This is a genomic window from Serinicoccus profundi, from assembly GCF_008001015.1.
Taxonomy (GTDB): domain Bacteria; phylum Actinomycetota; class Actinomycetes; order Actinomycetales; family Dermatophilaceae; genus Ornithinicoccus; species Ornithinicoccus profundi.
On the sequence record NZ_CP042862.1, the window covers coordinates 2,800,283 to 2,820,478 of the forward strand.

Sequence of the window (20,196 nt, forward strand, 5' to 3'; positions counted from 1 at the left end):
GGAAAACTTGAGCACCATGTCCACCCCCCGCACCCGCATCTCCGTCGAGCTCGTCCCCCGCAGCGAGGAGTCGGTCCGCGCCGAGATGCAGCAGGTGAGCGAGCACCTCACCGGCGTGGACACGATCAACATCCCTGACCTCGTGAAGTTCGAGCTGCGCAGCTGGGCGGCGACCCAGGTCGCGCGGGAGTCGACCGCCCGCGGCGACGGCACGGCATACCGGACCATCCCGCACATCCGTGCCGCCGACGTCGACCCCGACGCACCGCTGCCGATGGCGGCGGAGGCCCGGCGGACGGGCGAGCTGCTCGTCGTCTCCGGGGACGACGCCGACTACTTCCACTCGGCGACCTACCCCGTCGACGCGGTCGATGTCATCCGGCGGATCAGGGCCGAGCTGCCGGAGGTGCGGATCTACGCCGGGCTGGATCCCTACCGGCAGTCGATGACCACGGAGATGCGCTACCTCGACCGCAAGCTGGCCGCGGGTGCGAGCGGGATCTTCACCCAGCCCTTCTTCGACACCCACCTCATGGCGGCGTGGGCCTCGGTCCTGCCCCGCGACATCCCCGTGTGGTGGGGCGCCACGTCGGTGACGACGGACGGGGCCATGGGCTACTGGCGCAGGCGCAACCGGGTCGTCTTCCCCGGCGGTTTCGACACCTCGATGACGTGGCAGCGCGACTTCGCCCGACGCGTCGTCGACTTCGCCCGCGAGCGCGGCCACCACGCCTACCTCATGCCGGTGCGCGCTCCCCTGCTGGACTACCTGGGCGGGGTCCTCGACGGGAGCTGACGGGCTCCTCGGGCCCGGTGGGTCTGTCGGTCCCCGCTGCCAGGATGGCGGGATGACGACGAGGTGGGGTGCCAGAGCCGGTGAGGTCCGGGGCTCCGATGCGCCTCGGCCGGTCGCCGGAGAGGGTGACGGTCGGGTGCGCCGGGCCGTCGTCCTCATCCACGGGATCGGCGAGCAGGAGCCGACCGGCACGCTGCGGGGCTTCCTCGACGGGCTCGGCCTGGGTCGGGAGGCCTGGAGCAAGCCCGACCGGGTGAGCGACAACCTCGAACTACGGCGGATGTCGCTCTACGGCCGCTCGACGCACCGGGTGCCGACCGACCTCTACGAGCTCTACTGGGCCCACCACGCCCCGACGGCGAGCGGGCCCCAGGTCGTGGCGTGGCTCGGGCGGCTCCTGCGCCGCCGGTCCGGCTGGTCCGGCGGGCCGGCCGCCCCGGCCCTCAACGTGCTCACCCTGCTGCTGACGCTCACCGTCGTGGCGGCGGTCGTCATCGCCGTGGTCATGGTCTCCCGCGAGGGGGTGCGGGCCTGGCTGACCGAGCCGCCCTTCTGGGTCGCCGCAGGCCTGGCGCTCGCGCAGGCGGCCGTGCGGCCGCTGCTCACCCGACGTCTCGCCGACGCCGAGCGCTACCTCACGCCCGACCCCGCCGGGATCGCGCCGCGCACCGAGATCCGCACCGAAGGGCTGGAGCTCATGCGGCGGCTGCACGCGTCGGGCATCTACTCCGAGGTCGCCGTGGTGGGCCACTCGCTGGGCTCGGTCATCGGCTACGACATCCTGCGCCTCTTCTGGGACGAGGCGCGCCACCCCACCTTCGAGATGGCTGGGGCCCAGCCGGAGGCCGAGCGCCTGGTCCACGACTACAGCGACCCCCTCGGCCTGGAGCCGGGCGAGGTCGAGGTCTTCCAGCACGTCCAGCGTCGGCTCTGGCGGGAGTGCCGCGAGCGCGGGGTCCCATGGCTGGTCACCGACTTCATCACGCTCGGCTCGCCCCTCGCGCACGGTCGGCTGCTGCTCGACACCCGCGCCTCCTCGCTGCAGCGGCGCCAGGACGACCTCGAGCTGCCCATGTGCCCACCGATGCCCTCGCTCGCCCCCTCGGCCGACGCCGACGAGCGCTCGGCCGCCTTCTACCCCACGGTCCTGCGCAAGGGCGACCTGGAGCGCGGGGTGCTCGTCGGCAACCACGGCGCGCCCTTCGGCCCGACCCGGTGGACCAACCTCTACTTCCCGGCCCGGCTGCTCGTCTTCGGCGACCCGGTGGGCGGGCCGCTGCGCGGCGTCTTCGGCACCGGCATCCGCGACGTGGCCGTCCACCACTCCGGCCAGCACCGGCCCTGGTGGCACCGGCTGCTGCCGCTGCACGACCACCTGCGCTACTGGGCGCCGCTGCAGCGTCCCGCCCGGACCCGGCCGGATACGGTGGAGTGCGTGCCCGTCCTGCGGTCGGTCCTCGGGCTGGAGACGCAGGGGGAGAAGGCCGACGGCATACCCGCAGCAGGAGGAGACCCATGACGCAGCCCAGCAGCTATCCCGGACCCCGCATCGTCGTCGCGCAGGACGTCGACGCCGACGCCGAGGAGGTGTATGCCGCCTGGACCGAGGAGGAGCGGCTCGCGACCTGGTGGTGGCCGGGGCTGCCGGACACCCAGCGCACCGTCGAGGCGGTGGAGGGCGGGGAGTTCGTCGTGAGCTCGGAGGTCGCCTCGCTCGGGGCGCGTGGCCGGTTCACCCGGCTGGAGCGACCCTCGCTGGTGCAGCTCGCGTGGCGCTGGGAGACCGGTGAGGGGCAGGCCGAGGACGACCTCGTGACGATCGAGCTCCGGGAGCACTCGCACGGGACGCTCGTGGTCCTCACCCACGAGATCGCCCAGCCCGACGCCGACACCGACATGCGGGACGGCTGGATCGGGGCGCTCAACGCCCTCGCGGCCACGGTCGGGCGCTAGGGACCCCCTCGCTGGGGCCCCGGCCCGCGCTCGGTCGCAGCGCCGGCGAGCCGACGGACAGCCCTCGCTCATAGGCGCCGGACGGCCGTGGCCAGCAGCAGCCGACGGGGAAGGCCCGCCCTCAGAGGCGCCGGAAGGCGGTCGCCAGCAGCACCGGCTCGCCGACCTCATCGCTGGCGTCGAGGTCGCACTCGGCCTCGATGACCCAGTCGAGGTCGCCGTCGGGGTCGGTGACCGTCTGGGTGACCCGCCGGACCCGCTGCGCCCCACCGTCACCCATCCGGGCCTGCGCGGCGGGCACAACCTCCGTCCGCAGGTGCTGGGGCCCGCGGGCGTCGGCGTCGAGGACGACCTGGTCGTGCTCGTCGTAGAACGCGCCGACCGCGGCGTCCCAGTCCTCCCGCGTCATGAGCGGCTCGAGGGCCGGCTCCGGCAGCGCCGCCACCTGCGCCTCGAGGTCGCCCAGCGCCTCCCAGGCGTCGTCCGCGACCAGCTCGACGCGTCGCCACATCGCGTTGCGCACCATGACCCCGAAGGCTCGCTCGTTGCCGGTGATCGGCCGGGCGGGGGGCGGCGGCGCGCCCGCGGCAGCCTGGCGGGCGGCCTCCTCGACGCGTGCGGGGTCGGTGAGAGCCTCCCACTCCTCCAGCAGCGAGGAGTCGGTCTGCCGGATGGTCTCGCCGAGCCAGTGCACGAGGTCGTGCAGCGCCTCGGTGTAGGCCGACTCCGGCACCGTCTGACGCAGGGTGCGGTAGGCGTCGGTGAGGTAGCGCAGGACGACGCCCTCCGACCGGGCGAGCTGGTAGTACCCGACGAACTCGGTGAAGCTCATCGCCCGCTCCCACATGTCGCGCACGATCGCCTTGGGCGAGAGCGCGTCCTCGCGCACCCACGGGTGGGACTGCCGGTAGGTCGCCAGCGTCGCCTGGAGCAGCTCGGCCAGCGGCTGCGGCCAGCTGACGTCCTCCAGCTCGGCCATGCGCTCGTCGTACTCGAGCCCATCGGCCTTCATCCGGGCGACCGCCTCGCCGCGGGCACGGTAGCGCTGCGCCATGAGGATCGGCATGGGGTCGTCCAGCACGGCCTCGACGACGGAGACGATGTCGAGCGGGTAGGTCGGCGCCTCGGGGTCGAAGAGGTCCAGCGCGGCGAGCGCGAAGGGGGCCAGCGGCTGGTTGAGCGCGAAGTTCTCGGCGACCCCGGGCCCGAGGTCGACGCTGCGGCCACCGTCGCCGGGGGGGTCGAGGCGCACGAGGACCTCGGTGTCGAGCAACGACCGTCCCAGGCTCACGGCCTGTCGGGCCAGGCGGTTCTGCGCGGCGGGCGTCTCGTGGTTGTCCCGCAGCAGCGTCGACAGATGGCGGACCGGGTCACCGCGCCGGGCGACGGTGTTGAGGATGACCGCGTGGTCGACCTTCATCTTCGACTGCAGCGACTCCGGCTCGGCCCCCACCAGCCGGGTGTAGGTCTGCTCGCTCCAGGAGACCGAACCCTCGGGCGGCTTCTTCTTCTGCACCCGCTTCTGCTTCTTGGGGTCATCTCCCGCCTTGGCCAGGGCACGGGCGTTCTCGATCGTGTGCTCGGGAGCCTGCACCACGACATACCCGGAGGTGTCGAAGCCGGCCCGGCCCGCGCGTCCGGCGATCTGGTGGAACTCCCGCGCCCGCAGGACCCGCTGCCTCGACCCGTCGAACTTCGCCAGCCCGGTGAAGAGCACCGTGCGGATCGGCACGTTGATCCCGACCCCGAGCGTGTCGGTGCCGCAGATGACCCTGAGCAGGCCGTCCTGCGCGAGCTGCTCGACGAGGCGGCGGTAGCGCGGCAGCATCCCCGCGTGGTGGACCCCGATGCCGTGCCGCACGAGCTGGGACAGGGTGCGACCGAAGCCGGCGGTGAAGCGGAAGGCGCCGATCCGGGTGCGGATCGCCTCCTTCTCGGCCGCATCGACGAGCTTGGGCACCGAGAGCAGCGACTGGGCGCGCTCCAGCGCCTCCCGCTGGGTGAAGTGGACGACGTAGACCGGCGCCTGGCGCTCCTCGAGCAGCTCGGTGATGGTGTCCGGCAGCGGCGTCATCGCGAGCGACTCGGCGAAGTGCAGGGGCACCGGCCGCTCCGCCCCGGCGACGAGCGCGGTGGGCCGCCCGGTGCGCCGCGTGAGGTCCTCGCTGAAGCGGGTGGTGTCACCGAGGGTGGCGGACATGAGGACGAACTGCGCCTGCGGCAGGGTGAGCAGCGGGACCTGCCAGGCCCAGCCGCGCTGGCCGTCGCCGTAGTAGTGGAACTCATCCATGACGACGGTGCCGATGTCGGCGCCCTCGCCCTCGCGCAGCGCGATGTTGGCCAGTACCTCGGCGGTGCAGACCACGATCGGGGCGTCGGCGTTGACGGCCGCGTCACCGGTGAGCATCCCGACGTTCTCGGCGCCGAAGACCCGGCAGGCGTCGAAGAACTTCTCGCTCACCAGCGCCTTGATCGGCGCGGTGAGGAAGGCGACCTCGTCGCGAGCGAGCGCGAGGAAGCACGCGGCGGTCGCGACCAGCGACTTGCCGCTGCCGGTCGGCGTGGCGAGCACGACGTTGCTGCCCTCGAGCAGGTGCAGCAGCGCCTCCTCCTGGTGCGGGTAGAGCGTGGTGCCGCGGTCGGCGGCCCAGGAGGTGAAGGTGTCGAAGAGGGTGTCCGCGTCGGGCATGGCGCCCTCGGCGCCCGGGCGGGTGGGGAGGCGATCGGTCAGGGTCTGGTCGGTGGGCATCACCGCCCATTGTGGGTGATGCGGGCGGTAGCGCGAAGGACGCCGGGAGGCCACCACCCCTCATCCTCCGCCTGACCCCGCGCGGGCGGCGTCCATCAGGCACGATGGGCCCATGCTCAGCGTCGATCTCGCCCGCCGCCTTCACCGGGCCGGACTCATCTGGTCACCCCTGGCGGGAGATCGCTTCGTCGTCGACCGGGAGGCCCTGGACGCCGACGTCTTCTACCTCGCCGACATGACGGTCGAGGTGCACGAATTCGTCGGCGGCTCGGTCATCGGCTTCAACGGCGTCGCCGAGTGGGCGCTGGACTCCGTGGATCTCGACGAGACCACCTGGTTGCCGCGCGAGGACCAGCTGCGCGCGGTGCTCGGCCACGACTTCGTCGGCCTGGGGCTGCGCGCCGCCCGCACCGAGGAGGGCGCCGCACCCACCGACGACGACACCGAGTATGCCGTCGTCGCCTTGGTCGAGGGCTCGCCACGCACCTACACCCACCGGGACGCCGAGGAGGCCTACGGGCTGGCCTGCCTGGCCGTCCTGGAGACCCGGCACTGACGCGAGCCGCGCACGGCGCCCGGCGTCCGACACCCTGAGCAAAGCCCGCGTTGCGCCTGCCGAACCTGAGCAAGCCTGCGTTGCGCCTGACGAACCTGAGCAAGCTGGGCCTCCTGGCTACACCATGGCCATGGTGCATCCAGCGGACCGGGCTTGCTCAGGTTCGTCCCCGGGGCGGGAGGTCCGGTCGCGTGGGGGTGGGGCGCAGGCACGCCCCGGCAGCCTGGGCGGCGGCGTCGTAAGCGGGTTGCCCGTAGGCCGGCGGCAGGCCTCAGCGGCGGATGGTGATCTGCGGGGCGTAGAGCTCCATCGTGGCGAGCGCCCGTTCGTGCGCCTCGTCGTCGGAGCCCGCGCAGGCCGCCGCGGCGATCTCCACGGTGCACCCCGCGTCGGACGCGGCGAGCGCGGTGGAGAGCACGCAGCAGTCGGTGGCGACCCCGGCCAGCACGAGGTGGGCGTCCGCCCCGACGACCTCACGCAGCCGCTCCCCCCACTTGCCGAAGCTCGGCTCGCTGACCGTATACGGCAGCCGCAGCTCGGCGACCTCCTCGACGAGGTCGAAGAGCGGGTCGTGCTGCTCCCGGTCGGCGAAGGGGAAGCGCTCGAAGTAGGGGATCCAGGACCCGTGCTTGACGTGCGGGGGCACCCACCGGGTCTGGACGACACGCTCGCCCTCACCGTGCTCGGCGACGAGCTCCCGGATCGGGTCGAGCGTCTCGGCGAACCGGGGTGCGCACCACTCCGAGCCCGGATCGGCGAAGATCCGCTGCGCGTCGATGACGACCAACCAGGGCTGCGACGTCATACTCCCTGCTCCTGGCGCCGGACGATCGCGCGCCCCAGGACCATCCAACCGACGAAGCCGATGGCGAGGGCGACCAGGACCCCGAGGTTGGCCCACGCCCAGGTGCCCTCCTTGCCGCCCAGGCCGAGCGGTCCGAGGAGGTATCCCTGCCAGTTGTTCCACGCGGCCGCGTCGGCGAAGAGGTTGATGACCAGCCCCCAGCCGATGAGAGAGGCGGTGACCATGATGCCGATGGCGGTCCAGTTCCAGTCGCCGTAGCGACCGCGGGGGTCGAAGAGCGCGCGCTCGTCGTAGTCCTTGCGGCGCAGGGCGACGTCGGCCATGAGGATCCCGGCCCAGGCGGCGATCGGCACGCCGAGGGTGATGAGGAAGCTCTGGAAGGGCGCGAGGAAGCTCTGCGCGAAGAAGACGACGTAGATGGTGCCGAGGGTGAGGATCGTGCCGTCGATGAGCGCCGCGGCCGGCCGGGGGATGTCGATGCCCAGCGAGAGCAGGGTGAGCCCGGAGGAGTAGATGCCGAGCACGGCCCCGCTCACCAGGGCCAGCACGGCGGCGAGCAGGAAGGGGACGAGGAACCAGATCGGCAGGATCGTGGCGAGGGTGCCGATCGGGTCGTTGACGATCCCCTCCTCCAGCTCGGGCTGGGAGCCGATGAGGAGCAGGCCGTAGATGACGAGCAGGGTGGGCGCGAGGGCACCACCCAGCGTGTTCCAGAGGACGATGGCGCCACCGCTGGCGTCGCGGGACTGGTAGCGCGACCAGTCGGCGGCGATGTTGATCCACCCGAGGCCGAAGCCGGTCATGAGCATGACGAGGGCGCCGATGACCGCCTCGGTCGGCCCGGCCTCGCGGGAGGTCACCGCCGCAAGGTCGATGCGGTCCAGCGTCATGAGGATGTAGGCGATGGTGGCCGCGCCGGTGAGCCAGGTGAGGATCGACTGCAGCCGCATGATCGTGTGGTAGCCGGCGACCGAGGCACCGACGATGAGCGCGGCGATGACCGCGCAGGCCAGGACCGACGTCGTCGTGCCGCCGCCCCACCCGAGCTGAGTGAAGACGGTCGCGGTCGCGAGCACGGCCATGATGGCGAGGAAGGTCTCCCAGCCCATGGAGATGAGCCAGGAGAAGACGCCGGGGACCTTCTGGCCGTTGACGCCGAAGGCGGCGCGGGAGAGCACCATCGTCGGGGCGGATCCGCGCTTGCCCGCGATCGCGATGATCCCGCAGGCGAGGAAGGACGCGACGACGCCGAGCACCGTCACGAGGAGGGCCTGGGCGAGGTTGATCCCGAAGCCGAAGACGTAGCTCGCGTAGCTGATGCCGAAGACGGAGACGTTGGCGGCGAACCACGGCCAGAAGAGGTCGCGCGGTCTCGCCGTCCGCTCGGCCTCGTCGATGATCTCGATGCCGTTGGTCTCGATGAGACGGCGCTCCGTCTCGCTCAGCCGCGGCGCCGCTGCCGGGGAGGTCTGGCTCATCCGCATACTGTCCCACAGGCTCACCTCCCACGGCCCACGACTGGCGGTGTGTCAGCGGCAGCACCTACCGTGGAGGTATGACGACACGCCCGGCACACCTCTCCCTCCTGGCGGCGACCGCCCTGGTCGGCGCCGGGCTGACCACGCCCGCCCTTGCGGCACCCTCGCCCGTGACGGAGCGGGGCGTGGACCTGGACGTGCGTTTCGCCACCTTCAACGCCTCCCTCAACCGGGGCGCGGAGGGTCAGCTCACCGAGGATCTCAGCTCGGGGTCGAACCAGCAGGCGCGCAATGTCGCGGAGACGATCCAGCGCTCGGCCCCCGACGTCGTGCTCATCAACGAGTTCGACTACGCCCGCGACAACGTCGACCTGTTCCGCGACAACTACCTCGAGGTCGGGCAGGGCGGCGCGGACCCGGTCGACTACCCCTACGCCTACATCGCGCCGTCCAACACCGGTGTCCCCAGCGGCCTCGACCTCAACAATGACGGGGAGGTGGGCGGCCCGGACGACGCCTACGGGTTCGGCCTGTTCCCCGGCCAGTACGGCATGGTCGTCTACTCCCGCTTCCCGATCGACACCGAGGCGGTGCGGACCTTCCAGCGCTTCCGCTGGACCGACATGCCGGGCAACCTCATCCCCGGCGACTACTACGACTCCGAGGAGCGCGAGGCGCTGCGACTCTCGAGCAAGTCGCACTGGGACGTGCCGATCCTCGTGGGCGGCAAGACCGTCCACCTGCTCGCGGCGCACCCCACTCCCCCGACCTTCGACGGCGAGGAGGACCGCAACGGCCGGCGCAACCACGACGAGATCCGGTTCTGGGCCGACTACGTCGCCGGGCCGCAGCACTCCCGCTACATCTACGACGACCAGGGCCGCACTGGAGGGCTGCGGCCGGGCGAGCGCTTCGTCATCGCCGGCGACTACAACGCCGACCCCTACGACGGCGACTCCCGTGACGCCGCGATCAACCAGCTGCTGGACCACCGGCGGGTGTCGACCCAGACGGTGCCCGACAGCGAGGGCGCCGTCGAGGCCTCCGAGGTGCAGGGCGGCGCCAACGAGGAGCACGTGGGCGACCCCGCGCACGACACCGCCGACTTCAACGACAACCCCGAGCCCGGCAACCTGCGGGTCGACTACGTCCTGCCGAGCCGGTCCCTGCCGGTGCGCGACGCCGGGGTCTTCTGGCCGACCAGCGACGATCCGCACTTCGACCTGGTGGGCACCTTCCCGTTCCCGACGAGCGACCACCGTCTCGTGTGGACCGACGTCCGGTTGCCGCACCGAGGCTGAGGCGCGCCCCGTTACGGTGGGGCGATGGGCATACCTGAGGAGCAGCACCGAGATCAGGGGGAGGCATCTGGCCCCGGCTCATCGCCGGGTGCCCAGCAGCGGCCAGCAGAACGCGTCGACGCCCCTCCGCTCCCCCGACCGTCGACGAGCCTGGAGGGCGAGGGCGGCTCGGGCCTTGACGACAGGGACCGTCCGATGACGCTCATCAGCGGCCCGGCAGCCCAGGACACCCCGTCCTGGACTCCCCCGGCCGACCGGCGGGAGTCGGGACGTGCGGACACCCCGCCGGCTCGAGGCACGGACACCGGGGAGGGTCGCGTCATGACCTTCTTCAGCACCACGACCCGCTCCGGGCGCTGGCCGGTCCCCGCGGTGCTGACCATCGCCGGCGGCTTCTCCGAGACCACCCTCGACCTGCGCGAGGCGGACTTCAGCACGGAGGTGGTCGAGATTCGGCTCACCGACGTCTTCTCCAGCGCGGAGATCATCGTCCCTCGCGGCGTGGGGGTCGACCTGGCCGAGGGGTCGGCGATCTTCAGCGAGGTGAAGGGTGACTACGCCGGGGTCTCGGCTCCTGGTATGCCGCGCGTCCGCATCGTGCACACGGGAGCTTTCTCGAGCGTCCGGATCCACACCCTTGCTCCTGGTGAGGCGAAGCGGAAGTGGTGGCACGGCAAGTAGGTCCCGATCGTCCTGCCGACGCCTGGCGCTCTCCATCCTTGAGTGAGGGGTCGACCTCTGAGCTTCCCGCGGGTGGCTCGCTCGGCCGGCCTCCAGAAAATTCTCTCGAGAAAGTCTCTGTGGCCCCTTGATGATCGAACACTAGTTCGATCATGCTCGACACCGACCCGCCCGGCAGCAACCCGCCCGACACCGACCCGCCCGACACCGACCCGCCCCAGCCCTGGACCGACACCCACGACGAACCCCCGCCCTTCTAGACCCTCACGCCAGGGCGCCCCAAGCCCGGGACAGCCGCGCGTGCGCCACTCCCCGCAGGTCCCGCCGCTCCCACCAGGCGACCGCCCGCTCCGCCCCTACGCGAGCCGCCTCAAGGGTTCGAGACCCTCGAGGATGAGATCCAGGCCGAAGTGGAACTCCTGCGCTGGGTCGTAGCCGGCAGCGACGAGTGTCACGGCAGACTCGTGGAGGTAGGGAAACTCCTCCTGAGGCAGCTGCGGCAGGAAGACGTCCTCACCCGCGTCCGCGAACTCTTCGGCGGTGTCGAACGGCAGACTCGCCGCCTGGAGGGCGAAACCGTAGACGTAGCTGTCGAGCAGCCAGTTGGAGTGCGTCGCCATCACGACCGAGAAGCCGGCCCGCCGCAGGCACGCGACGACCGCCTCGTGATGACGGAGGTTGGCGGGGCCTGGTGAGGTCCGTGACTCCATCAAGCCGATCGCCCACGGATGGCGAGCGAGAACCTCGCGAGCAGAGACCGCCCGGCCCCGCATCGCCGACCGCCAGCCCGCCTCAGCATCCGGCAGGTCGATCTCCTCGAAGACGCTGTCGATCATGGCGTCGAGCAGCTCCTCCTTGTTGGCCACGTAGTGGTACAGCGACATCGCACCAGACCCGAGCACGCCGGCCAGCCTGCGCATACTCAACCCGTCGACGCCCTCGCGATCGGCGAGCCGGATCGCCTCGACGACTACCCGCTGCTTGCTCAGCCCCTCGTCTGCGGGCGCCCGGCCCTGCTTCGTCCTCGGCATGCCACTCCTCGCCAGCTCGAACCTCTCTTGACAACCGTACAGCGTACGGGCAGAGTGCGTCATGTGACGTACACGTACGGTGTACGACGAACAGCCAGGGGCTGAGCGCATCGGCGCTCGACCCGTAGGAGGCTCCCGTGGAGCGACGACATCAGACAGCCACCCACCCCCGCCCGCGGCGACCCCTGCCCCACGAGCCGGCGACCCGAACGCCCGAGACTCCCACGGCAGCAGGGGCACCCGAGACGTGCACGACGGCCGAGGCCGCCGCGAGAAGGGTCGTGGGCGCGACGGCGATCGCGCTCGCCCTCTCGATGGCATTCCAGAACGCGTTCTTCGCCTGGGTCGGGGCTCCTGGCTACGGCGACCCGATCGAGGAGGTGCTCTCCTTCCACACCCATCACCGCCTCGCCGTCGCGGTCGCCGTGGGGCACGAGGCGCTCAACCTCCCGCTGCTCCTTAGGTTCCTCGCAGGCCTCCACGGGCTGGTCGGGCGGCGCGGGGGTCGCGGCGCGGACTGGTCGCGCCTCGCCGTGGCCGCGGGCGCCGCTGCCTCAGCAGCCCTCGCGCTCTACTCCGTCCTGTGGATCGGGGTGGTGCTGTCCGCCAGCGACCTCACCGCACCGAGCCCGGTGTTCCAGCTCGCCTGGCAGTTGCACGCCGCAGCCTTCGCACTGGCCCTGCCCGCGCTCGGCACGACGGCCATCGGCGCAGCGCTCGCCACGCACGCGAGCCACCTCACCCCCGGATGGCAGCGTCTGCTCGGTCTGACCGGCGGAGCCCTGCTGCTCCTCACCGGGGGCGCCAGCCTCGCCATCGCGGACGGCTCCCCGCTGCTCTTCGTCGGCCTGCCCGGCCTTCTCGCCTGGCTCGTCTGGCTGCTCGCGACCGGCATACGCCTGGTGCGCACCCGCCCCTCCCACCGACCCGACCACCACGCATCGACCCCCGAGGAGGACTCATGAGCACCGAGCTCGAGCCAGCTGCGAACCACCCGACACCTGAGGCGAGAACCACCGGCACGACGATGATGCGGGCCGTCGTACAGCGCCGGTACGGCCCGCCCTCGGTCCTCGAGCCGTCCACGGTCGCGCGACCCGTGCCCCGCCGAGGCGAGGCCCTGGTCCGGGTGGGCGCGGCCTCGGTCCACCCTGGCGGCTACTTCGTCATGACCGGTGAGCCGTATGTCGCGCGCCTCGCCTTCGGACTCCGGCGGCCGCGTCAGGGCATCCCCGGCATGGACCTGGCCGGCGAGGTGGTGGCCGTGAGTGAGGGCGTCACGAGCGTGACCCCCGGCGAGCAGGTGTTCGGCTGGAGCACCAGAGGGGCGCTCGCGGAGTATGCCTGTGTCCCGGCCGGTCATCTCGTGCCCCGGCCGCCCGACCTGTCCGTCGCCGAGGCGGCGGCCGTGCCCACGTCAGGCATGACGGCGCTGCAGGCCGTGCGGGACGTCGCCCACGTCCGACCCGGCCAGCGGGTGCTGGTCATCGGCGCCTCGGGCGGCGTGGGGTCGTTCGCCGTGCAGATCGCCACCGCTCTCGACGCCCAGGTGACGGGAGTATGCAGCGCCCGCAACGTCGACCTGGTCCGCTCCCTCGGTGCCGAGCATGTCGTGGACTACGCGAGCACCGACGTCACCCTCGGCGAGGAGCGCTACGACGTCATCCTCGACAACGTGGAGGCCCAGCCGCTGGCGACCGTCCGCCGCATCCTGACCCCCACCGGCACCCTCATCCCCAACAGCGGCCACGGCGGCCGCTGGCTCGGGCCCATCGGTCGCATCCTCACCGCACGCATGCTGTCCGTCGTCAGCCGACAACAGCTCAAGCCCTTCCTCTCGCTCGGGAAGCGCAAGGATCTGCTCACCCTGGCCGGCCTGCTCGCGACCGGGCAGATCCGACCCGTCATCGACCGCACCTACCCCCTCGACGACGCGGCCGAGGCCCTGCGCCACGTCGGCGCCGGGCATACCCGGGGCAAGGTCGTGATCACCCTCTGACGGGCCTGCCAGCACACCGACGACACCCGCACGCCCCGGACCCGACGCCCTCGTGACCCAGGGCCGGACCCACCCGCGACTCGAGAGAAGGACCCATGACCCTCCGGCGACCCACCCCCGCCCCGCTCGACACCCCACCCGTCCCCGTGCAGGCCAAGCTCGCAGCAGCCTGGACCAGCCTCATGTTCCTCTACGTCTACGTCGACCTTCTCGCCTTCTACAAGCCCGGGGTCGTCGAAGACATCCTGGCCGGCGTCGTCTGGGAGTTCGAGGTCACCTCGACGTGGGCGAGCACAGCGCTGACCCTGCTGGCGATCCCGATCCTCATGGTCATGCTGTCCATGTCGCTGCCTGCTCGGGCCAACCGCATCACGAACCTCGTCGCAGCCTCGGTCCAGATCCCCTTCGCCGGATTCAACGCGGTGGGCCAGGTGGGCGAGCCCTGGATGTTCTTCTACCTCCTCGGCGTCACGCTGGAGATGCTCGTCCTCGCCCTCATCCTGCGCTGGGCCTGGACCTGGCCCCGGAGCACCGCACGGGCGGCGGCGACGGGCGCCGACGCCGACGGCGCACGGGCCCGCTCGAGCGGCGACGAGGGCGTGCCCCACGTGGTCTGACCCGCGGGCACGCGCGGTGGGCCCCGTGGGGCTCGAACCCACAACCTACGGATTAAAAGTCCGCAGCTCTGCCAATTGAGCTAGAGGCCCGCGCGCCGAGCCCGACAAGCCAGGCACGGGCGCGACGCACCAGCGTACCCACCCACCGGTCGTCCGCCCGCCTCCCCCGAGGCGCGCGTGACCGGCCACCAGCTCAGCCCGCCCGGTGCCCCGCGGTCCGCTCCAGCACCCGGGTCAGCACCTGCATGAGCGCCTCGCGCTCTTGCTCGCTCATCCCGTCGAGAAAGACCTGACGCACGGTGCGCACGTGGTCCGGGGCGGCCCCGTCCAACGCCTCACGACCGGCCGGCGTCAGCACGACGAACGACCCACGCCCGTCCTCGGCGCACTCGACCTTCTCGACCAGACCCCGCGCGCCCATCCGCCGCAGGTGGTGCGACAGACGCGAGCGCTCCCAGTGCATCTGCTCCGCCAGCACGGAGACCCGCAACCGCCCCTCCCCCGACTCCGACAGCCGCACCAGGGTCTCGAAGTCCTGCAACGACAGGTCGCTGTCCTCGTGCAGGGCACGGCCCATCGCCGCTGGTAGCTCGGTCTGCACCCGGAGCCAGGCGCGCCACAGGTCCATCTCGGCCTCATCGAGCCACGGGGTCGGGGAATGCGTGGACATGGTCCCAGGTTAGCACTTGCGTGACACGTCACCAAGATCTAGAGTCTTGGTTGACAGTTCAACCACCGAGAGGACATCACCATGACCGACGTCACCACCACCGCCACCCCCCTCCGCGAGCTCGACGGCACCTACGCCATCGACCCCTCGCACACCCGCATCGGCTTCTCCGCCCGCCACGCGATGGTCACCAAGGTCCGCGGCGCCTTCAACGAGGTCGAGGGCAGCGCCACCACCGGCCCCGACCTGCAGGGCGCCCGCATCGAGGTCACCATGCAGGTCGCCTCGATCGACACCCGCTCCGCCGACCGCGACGGCCACCTGAAGTCGGCCGACTTCTTCGACGTCGAGACCTACCCGACGATCACCTTCGCCTCGACCGAGGTCACCGCCGTGGACAGCGACACGCTGCGCGTCACCGGCGACCTCACGATCAAGGATGTCACCCGCCCGGTCACGATCGACTTCGAGTACGCCGGCGCCGCGACCGATCCGTTCGGCAACCAGCGTGTCGGGTTCGAGGGCTCCACGGTCGTCAACCGCAAGGACTTCGGTCTCACCTGGAACGCCGCGCTCGAGACCGGTGGTGTGCTGGTCGCCGAGAAGGCTACTCTTGAGTTCGAGATCTCGGCCATCAAGTCGGCCTGATCTCCCCCGCTCTCCCCCGGGCCGTGCCTGCAACCGGCCCGGGGTGAGCGACGGCCCCGCCGGACCTGTGACCCGGCGGGGCCGTTGTCATGCTCGGGGTATGCCGCGGCTCAGCTGCGGAACTGCGTGAACTCCGCGGTCTGCGGGTCCGGGAACATCCGCTCGGCGGTGTCCAGACCGTTGATCGCGGCCATCTGCGCCTCGTCCAGCTCGAAGCCGAAGACGTCGGCGTTGGAGACGATGCGCTCGGGGGTCGCGGACTTCGGGATGACGATGCGCCCCTCCTGCAGGTGCCAGCGGATGACGACCTGGGCGGGGCTCACGCCGTGCGCCTGCGCCGCCTCGGTGACCGGCGCGAGCTCGAGGTCCGCGCCCTGGCCGATCGGGGCATACGCCTCGACCGCCAGCCCGGCCTCACGCGAGGCACGCTGGGTGTCGGGCTGCTGGAAGGACGGGTGGACCTCGATCTGGTTGACCGCCGGCGTCACCGAGGCGTCGCGCAGCAGCTCGGCGAGGTGGTCGGGGAGGAAGTTGGAGACGCCGATCGCGCGCACGGCGCCCTCGGCATACAGCTCCTGGAAGACCTCCCAGGTCTGCGGCGCGAGGCCCTTGCCCGGGACCGGCCAGTGGATGAGGTAGAGGTCGACGGCGTCCACGCCCAGCGCCTCGCGGGAGGCCTCGGCGGCCGCGCGGGCGCGCTCGCGGCCCTGGTCGCCGTTGCGCAGCTTGGTGGTGAGGAAGACCTCCTCGCGCGGCAGCCCGCTCGCGCGCAGCGCCGCGCCGACGCCGGCCTCGTTGTAGTAGCCCGCCGCCGTGTCGATGTGCCGGTAGCCCGCCTCGAGCGCAGCCTCGACGACCCGCTGGGTCTCCGCCTCGTCGACCTGGAAGGTGCCGAAGCCGAGCTGCGGGATGGTGATGTCGTTGTTGAGGGTGATGGTTGGCTGACTCGTCATGCATTCCACGATACGTCGGGCACACTGGAGGTATGTCGTGGGATGACCTGCCCGACGACCCCGAGCACGAGCGCTGGGACCGTCAGGACGAGGCGGCCGCCCACCTGCAGCTCACCCGGCACCTGCAGGTGCAGCTGCCGGGCCTCGTCGCGCGCCGGGTGCCGGTGCGGGGCGTCACCCCCGGGCCGACCCAGGGCGTAGGACGCCTCCGGCTCGCCGACTCCACGACCTTCCTCGTCGGGGGTGCCGCACCGGGCGACCTCGGCCGCATCGTGCGGGCGCTCCACGACAAGTACGCCATCACCCTCTCCCGCTGGGAGCACCGCGACGACCGGCTGCTCCTCACCCTCGGCGGCGTGCCCGGGCGCACGCCCGTGCAGATCTGGCTCATCGGCCCCGACCAGCCGGACTAGACGCCCGGCGCGCGCGCCCCCGCCGCCCGGGCGGCAGTCCGGTCCACCGCACGGTCCACCGCCCGCAGCATCGCCTGCGCCTTGGCGCGGGTCTCGGCATACTCCTCGGCCGGGTCGGACAACGCCGTGATCGCCCCGCCGACGCCGAAGGCCAGCTCGCCCTCCGGGGTCCGGGTCAGCGTCCGGATGACGATGGAGGTGTCCATCGAGCCGTCCAGCCCGAGCCAGCCGATGGCCCCGGAGTAGACCCCGCGCGGCGCCGCCTCCAGCTCGTCGAGGATCTCCATGGTCCGGACCTTGGGTGCGCCCGTCATCGAGCCCCCGGGGAAGCAGGCCCGCAGCACGTCGGTCGGGCCCATCCCGGGCGCCAGGGCGCCGCGGACGGTGGAGACGAGTTGGTGCACGGTGGCGTAGGTCTCGACCGCGAAGAGCTCGGGCACGCGCACGCTGCCCGAGCGGCACACGCGGTGGAGGTCGTTGCGCAGCAGGTCCACGATCATGAGGTTCTCGGCGCGGTCCTTGACGGCGGTCGCGAGATCGGCGGCGAGCGCCGCGTCGGCCTCAGGGGTGGCGCCGCGCGGGCGGGTCCCCTTGATCGGCCGCGCCTCGACGGCCCCGGTCGCCCCGTCGACCGACACGAACCGCTCGGGCGAGCCGCTCAGCACGCTCACCTCCGGCGTCCGCAGCCAGGCACCGCGCGGCACCGGCGACACCTCGCGCAGCGCGAGGTAGGTCTCCCGCTCCCGCAGGTCGGGCGCCTCGGCCCGGTAGGTCGTGGTGAGACAGATCTCGTAGGACTCACCCCGCGCGATCTGCGCCTGGGCGCGCTGCACGAGGCGCAGGTATGCCTCCTCCTCGTCCCGGGGCGTCAGCACCGGGTGTGCCAGGGGCGCCAGGGGCGCCGGGGGTACCGGGGGTGGTTCGGCGTCCGCGCGTCCGCGCGAGGGCGGGTCGAGGGCATCGTCCTGGCTGAACGGAGCCGTGCTCCCGACCGCCAGCCGGTGGAGCGCCTCCGCCAGCGCCGCGCCCACGCCGAGCACCCAGTCGCGCTGGGTGTCGCGGACCTGATCGTCCTCGAGCCACACCGCCCAGAGCGCGCCGGTCTCATGGTCGAGCACGACGCCCCGGTCGGCGAAGGTCAGCCAGGCGTCCGGCCAGGGCGAGCGGTGCGCCGCCGACCCGCCGGTCTCGGCCTTGAGCTCGTAGCCGAGGTAGCCGACGAAGCCCGGGCGCCACACGGGCGGCGCCTGCTCCCCGACGGCGGACCCGGTCACCGTCGCGGAGGTCGACGGCACCGGGGACTGCGACACGACCGGCGAGCCCGGCCCCACCGGGGCGTCGACGAGGTGCCAGTCGCCGAGCAGATCGTCGAGGCGATCCATCAGCGTCGCGCCCTCACCCACCCGGTGCTTGAGCTCGAAGGACAGCGGCCCCCGCGAGTCCACGAGCAGCGACCACCCGGTGCCGTCCGAGGCGTCGAGCCAGACCGATGTCGGGGCATCACCCAGCAGCAGCTCCTGCAGCACCGGGGCCAGCGCCACGGTGTCGAGCGGGCCAGGGATCGCGGCGGTGCGCCGCTCGGGCAGGTCGTCGGAGCCGACCCAGCCGACGCCGGAGCCGACCCAGCCGACGCCGGAGCCGACCCGGGCCACGTCCGGACCGACGTCCGGGCCGACGCCCGAGGAGTCCCAGCAGTCCATGGCGTCGAGGCGGCACCTCTGCACCGACACAGGCCGCCCGCCCGAGCGGTGGGCGTGCGGACCGAGCGCATCGCCGACCGCCACCGACGCGCGGTTCGCCTCCGTTGCGGGAGTGGGATCGACTCCGGCCAGGCGCAGGAAGTTCGCGACGATGAGCTCCCCGTGCTCGGACAGGACCGACTCGGGGTGGAACTGCACGCCCCAGAAGGGTCGCTCGGGGTCGGCGAGGGCCATGACGCAGCCGTCGTCGAGCGCGCGGGCCGTCACCCTCAGCCCGGAGACCAGCGGCACGGCGACCTCGAGCGAGTGGTAGCGGACCACCCGCAGCGGCGACAGCACCCCCTGGAAGAGGCCGGTGCCGTCGTGCTCCACGTCGCTGACGATCCCGTGCCGGGTGAGCGACATCTCCCGGACCTGCTCGCCCGCGACGTGCGCCAGCCCCTGGTGGCCGAGGCATACCCCCAGGACCGGCACCTCCCGCTGCCGCAACGCCAGGTCGGACAGGCCCATATCCTGCGCCACCTGCGGCCGCCCCGGCCCGGGGCCGACGACGATCGCCGCGAACTCCCCCAGCTCGGCCGGAGTGGCCGGGTGGTCGTGCGCCCACAGCACCGGCGGACGGCCGAGGACGCGGTGCAGCAGGTCGGCGATGTTGTAGGTGAAGCTGTCGGCGTGGTCGATCAGCAGGACCTCCCCGGGCACCGATCAGCCCCGGGGACGCAGCCGGAGCGGCGGGAGGTCCGGCGCGGGCAGCGACGTACCGTCGGGGTAGTCGACGGCCCCGAACCGGCCCTGCGGCGCGTGCGAGAGCTCGGTCTGCCACGCCTCGCGCGCCGCGACGATGTCGTCGTGGGAGCGGCCGATGAAGTTCCACCACATGACGATCTGCTCGCCGAACGGCGGACCCCCGATGAGCAGCACCCGGGTGCCGGCCGGGTCAGGACCCGCCACGAGGCGGAGCCGGTCGCGGCCGGACGCCAGGTGCGCAAGCTCGGCTCGGGCGACCTCCACGCCGTCGTCGCCACCGGCCTCCCCGTCCCCACCGCCGCCGATGACGCCGCCGCCGACGGTGATGCTGCCGTGGTCGACCAGCACGCCGTGCTCGAAGTCGGGGTCCACGCCCAGCTCCAGGCCGGCACCGGGCTCCAGCACGATCTCCGCCCCGAGCAACGGGGTGTAGGTCGTGACCGGGGAACTCAGTCGGTCGCTCGCCCCAGGGCCGTGGTCGTGGCCCACCCCGAGCTCGCCGAGGAAGACGCTGACCCGCGCCCCCTCGACCGCGAGGGGCTCGGGCGCGAAGTGCTCGAAGGCCGGTGCGACCTCGGAGTGCTCGGTCGGCAGCGCGACCCACAGCTGGGCGCCGTGCAGCACGGTCGGCACCTCGCCGCCCTCCGCAGCCTCCGCCGAGGTGACCGAGACCTCGGAGTGGGAGACGCCATACCCGGCCGTCATGAGGTTGAGCTCGCCCGGGCGCACGAGCGCGCGCACTCCGGTCGAGTCCCGGTGCTCGATGAGACCACTGAACAGCCACGACACGGTCTGGAGCGCGGTATGCGGGTGCGGCGGGACGACCATGCCGCCGGAGGTCGCGATCTCGTCCGGCCCGTAGTGGTCCACGAAGCACCACGCCCCGATCATCGTGCGCCCCCGCGCCGGGAGCGTGCGACGGACGCGCATCGCGCGTGGACCGCCGAGCGGCACCTCCCGCGGGGTGATGAGGGTGATCAGACCGTCGCGAGCCGGCGGCTGCCCGCAGGCGACCTCGTCCGGGCGTGTCTCCAGCGAACTCATCCGCCCAGTCTCCCACCGTGACCAACGTCTCGTCGTCGTAGGGCCACCGAGGTGC

General features: G+C 72.3%; 19 protein-coding genes and 1 tRNA gene. 11 read left to right on the forward strand and 9 right to left on the reverse strand.

The features are described 5' to 3' along the window. Positions 1 to 16: 16 nt before the first annotated feature. Genes FA582_RS12995 through FA582_RS16430 form a run of 3 tightly spaced genes read left to right on the forward strand, consistent with a single transcriptional unit; the run spans position 17 to position 2,749 of the window. Complete coding sequence (locus FA582_RS12995; RefSeq protein WP_010149015.1) at positions 17 to 796, forward strand: methylenetetrahydrofolate reductase; 780 nt, start codon at positions 17 to 19, stop codon at positions 794 to 796. Between the two features lie 52 nt (positions 797 to 848). After that, positions 849 to 2,315: a hypothetical protein gene (locus FA582_RS16425; protein WP_010149014.1), complete on the forward strand. Its 1,467-nt coding sequence runs from the start codon at positions 849 to 851 to the stop codon at positions 2,313 to 2,315. Continuing rightward, a complete protein-coding gene (locus FA582_RS16430; RefSeq protein ID WP_010149013.1) occupies positions 2,312 to 2,749 on the forward strand; it encodes an SRPBCC family protein in 438 nt (145 codons plus the stop codon). Before FA582_RS16425 ends, FA582_RS16430 begins: the two co-directional genes overlap by 4 nt. A gap of 121 nt (positions 2,750 to 2,870) precedes the next feature. Here the strand turns inward: FA582_RS16430 and FA582_RS13005 are convergent, their stop codons facing one another. Next, complete coding sequence (locus tag FA582_RS13005) at positions 2,871 to 5,498, reverse strand: DEAD/DEAH box helicase (protein WP_010149012.1); 2,628 nt, start codon at positions 5,496 to 5,498, stop codon at positions 2,871 to 2,873. Between the two features lie 112 nt (positions 5,499 to 5,610). Between FA582_RS13005 and FA582_RS13010 the strand changes: the two genes are divergently transcribed. Then, positions 5,611 to 6,054 carry a hypothetical protein gene (locus FA582_RS13010; protein WP_010149011.1) on the forward strand — a complete coding sequence of 148 codons (444 nt, stop codon included), beginning with the start codon at positions 5,611 to 5,613 and terminating at the stop codon, positions 6,052 to 6,054. Between the two features lie 271 nt (positions 6,055 to 6,325). On the opposite strand, the gene FA582_RS13015 is transcribed toward FA582_RS13010, so the two are convergent. Together FA582_RS13015 and FA582_RS13020 are read right to left on the reverse strand one after the other, a co-directional pair. Next, entirely contained in the window at positions 6,326 to 6,859 is a 534-nt protein-coding gene (locus tag FA582_RS13015) for a cysteine hydrolase family protein (RefSeq protein ID WP_010149010.1), read from the reverse strand. Continuing rightward, on the reverse strand, positions 6,856 to 8,337 hold the full coding sequence (locus FA582_RS13020; RefSeq protein WP_010149008.1) for a purine-cytosine permease family protein: 1,482 nt from the start codon (positions 8,335 to 8,337) through the stop codon (positions 6,856 to 6,858). Before FA582_RS13020 ends, FA582_RS13015 begins: the two co-directional genes overlap by 4 nt. A 77-nt stretch (positions 8,338 to 8,414) precedes the next feature. On the opposite strand from FA582_RS13020, the gene FA582_RS13025 reads away from it, so the two are divergent. Then, on the forward strand, positions 8,415 to 9,638 hold the full coding sequence (locus FA582_RS13025) for an endonuclease/exonuclease/phosphatase family protein (RefSeq protein ID WP_010149007.1): 1,224 nt from the start codon (positions 8,415 to 8,417) through the stop codon (positions 9,636 to 9,638). Positions 9,639 to 9,833: 195 nt separating this feature from the next. Further along, complete coding sequence (locus FA582_RS13030) at positions 9,834 to 10,319, forward strand: hypothetical protein (protein WP_010149006.1); 486 nt, start codon at positions 9,834 to 9,836, stop codon at positions 10,317 to 10,319. Positions 10,320 to 10,675: 356 nt separating this feature from the next. Here FA582_RS13030 and FA582_RS13035 read toward each other — a convergent pair whose 3' ends face one another. Next, on the reverse strand, positions 10,676 to 11,350 hold the full coding sequence (locus FA582_RS13035; RefSeq protein ID WP_029541746.1) for a TetR/AcrR family transcriptional regulator: 675 nt from the start codon (positions 11,348 to 11,350) through the stop codon (positions 10,676 to 10,678). A gap of 314 nt (positions 11,351 to 11,664) precedes the next feature. Between FA582_RS13035 and FA582_RS13040 the strand changes: the two genes are divergently transcribed. The 3 genes from FA582_RS13040 to FA582_RS13050 all read left to right on the forward strand — a co-directional run bounded on the left by FA582_RS13040 (position 11,665) and on the right by FA582_RS13050 (position 13,966). Next, complete coding sequence (locus FA582_RS13040) at positions 11,665 to 12,315, forward strand: hypothetical protein (protein WP_141567740.1); 651 nt, start codon at positions 11,665 to 11,667, stop codon at positions 12,313 to 12,315. After that, on the forward strand, positions 12,312 to 13,349 hold the full coding sequence (locus FA582_RS13045) for an NAD(P)-dependent alcohol dehydrogenase (protein WP_010149003.1): 1,038 nt from the start codon (positions 12,312 to 12,314) through the stop codon (positions 13,347 to 13,349). The genes FA582_RS13040 and FA582_RS13045 overlap by 4 nt, the downstream gene beginning before the upstream one ends. Positions 13,350 to 13,444: 95 nt before the next feature. Then, the gene (locus FA582_RS13050) at positions 13,445 to 13,966 is read left to right on the forward strand and encodes a DUF6326 family protein (RefSeq protein WP_010149002.1); all 522 of its coding nucleotides are present in this window, start codon (positions 13,445 to 13,447) and stop codon (positions 13,964 to 13,966) included. A 17-nt stretch (positions 13,967 to 13,983) separates the two neighbouring features. On the opposite strand, the gene FA582_RS13055 is transcribed toward FA582_RS13050, so the two are convergent. Together FA582_RS13055 and FA582_RS13060 are read right to left on the reverse strand one after the other, a co-directional pair. After that, positions 13,984 to 14,056, reverse strand: a tRNA-Lys gene (locus tag FA582_RS13055). Positions 14,057 to 14,159: 103 nt separating this feature from the next. Beyond that, the gene (locus tag FA582_RS13060) at positions 14,160 to 14,636 is read right to left on the reverse strand and encodes a MarR family winged helix-turn-helix transcriptional regulator (RefSeq protein WP_029541740.1); all 477 of its coding nucleotides are present in this window, start codon (positions 14,634 to 14,636) and stop codon (positions 14,160 to 14,162) included. Between the two features lie 81 nt (positions 14,637 to 14,717). On the opposite strand from FA582_RS13060, the gene FA582_RS13065 reads away from it, so the two are divergent. Next, positions 14,718 to 15,284: a YceI family protein gene (locus FA582_RS13065; RefSeq protein WP_010148999.1), complete on the forward strand. Its 567-nt coding sequence runs from the start codon at positions 14,718 to 14,720 to the stop codon at positions 15,282 to 15,284. A 110-nt stretch (positions 15,285 to 15,394) separates the two neighbouring features. Here FA582_RS13065 and FA582_RS13070 read toward each other — a convergent pair whose 3' ends face one another. Next, on the reverse strand, positions 15,395 to 16,237 hold the full coding sequence (locus tag FA582_RS13070; protein WP_010148998.1) for an aldo/keto reductase: 843 nt from the start codon (positions 16,235 to 16,237) through the stop codon (positions 15,395 to 15,397). 32 nt (positions 16,238 to 16,269) lie between these two features. Between FA582_RS13070 and FA582_RS13075 the strand changes: the two genes are divergently transcribed. Beyond that, positions 16,270 to 16,650 carry a hypothetical protein gene (locus tag FA582_RS13075; protein ID WP_010148997.1) on the forward strand — a complete coding sequence of 127 codons (381 nt, stop codon included), beginning with the start codon at positions 16,270 to 16,272 and terminating at the stop codon, positions 16,648 to 16,650. On the opposite strand, the gene pabB is transcribed toward FA582_RS13075, so the two are convergent. Next, positions 16,647 to 19,052: an aminodeoxychorismate synthase component I gene (gene pabB, locus FA582_RS13080; RefSeq protein WP_010148996.1), complete on the reverse strand. Its 2,406-nt coding sequence runs from the start codon at positions 19,050 to 19,052 to the stop codon at positions 16,647 to 16,649. The genes FA582_RS13075 and pabB overlap by 4 nt on opposite strands. 3 nt (positions 19,053 to 19,055) lie before the next feature. Beyond that, positions 19,056 to 20,141, reverse strand: a complete 1,086-nt coding sequence (locus FA582_RS13085) for a pirin family protein (RefSeq protein WP_010148995.1) — start codon at positions 20,139 to 20,141, stop codon at positions 19,056 to 19,058. Positions 20,142 to 20,196 lie beyond the last annotated feature (55 nt).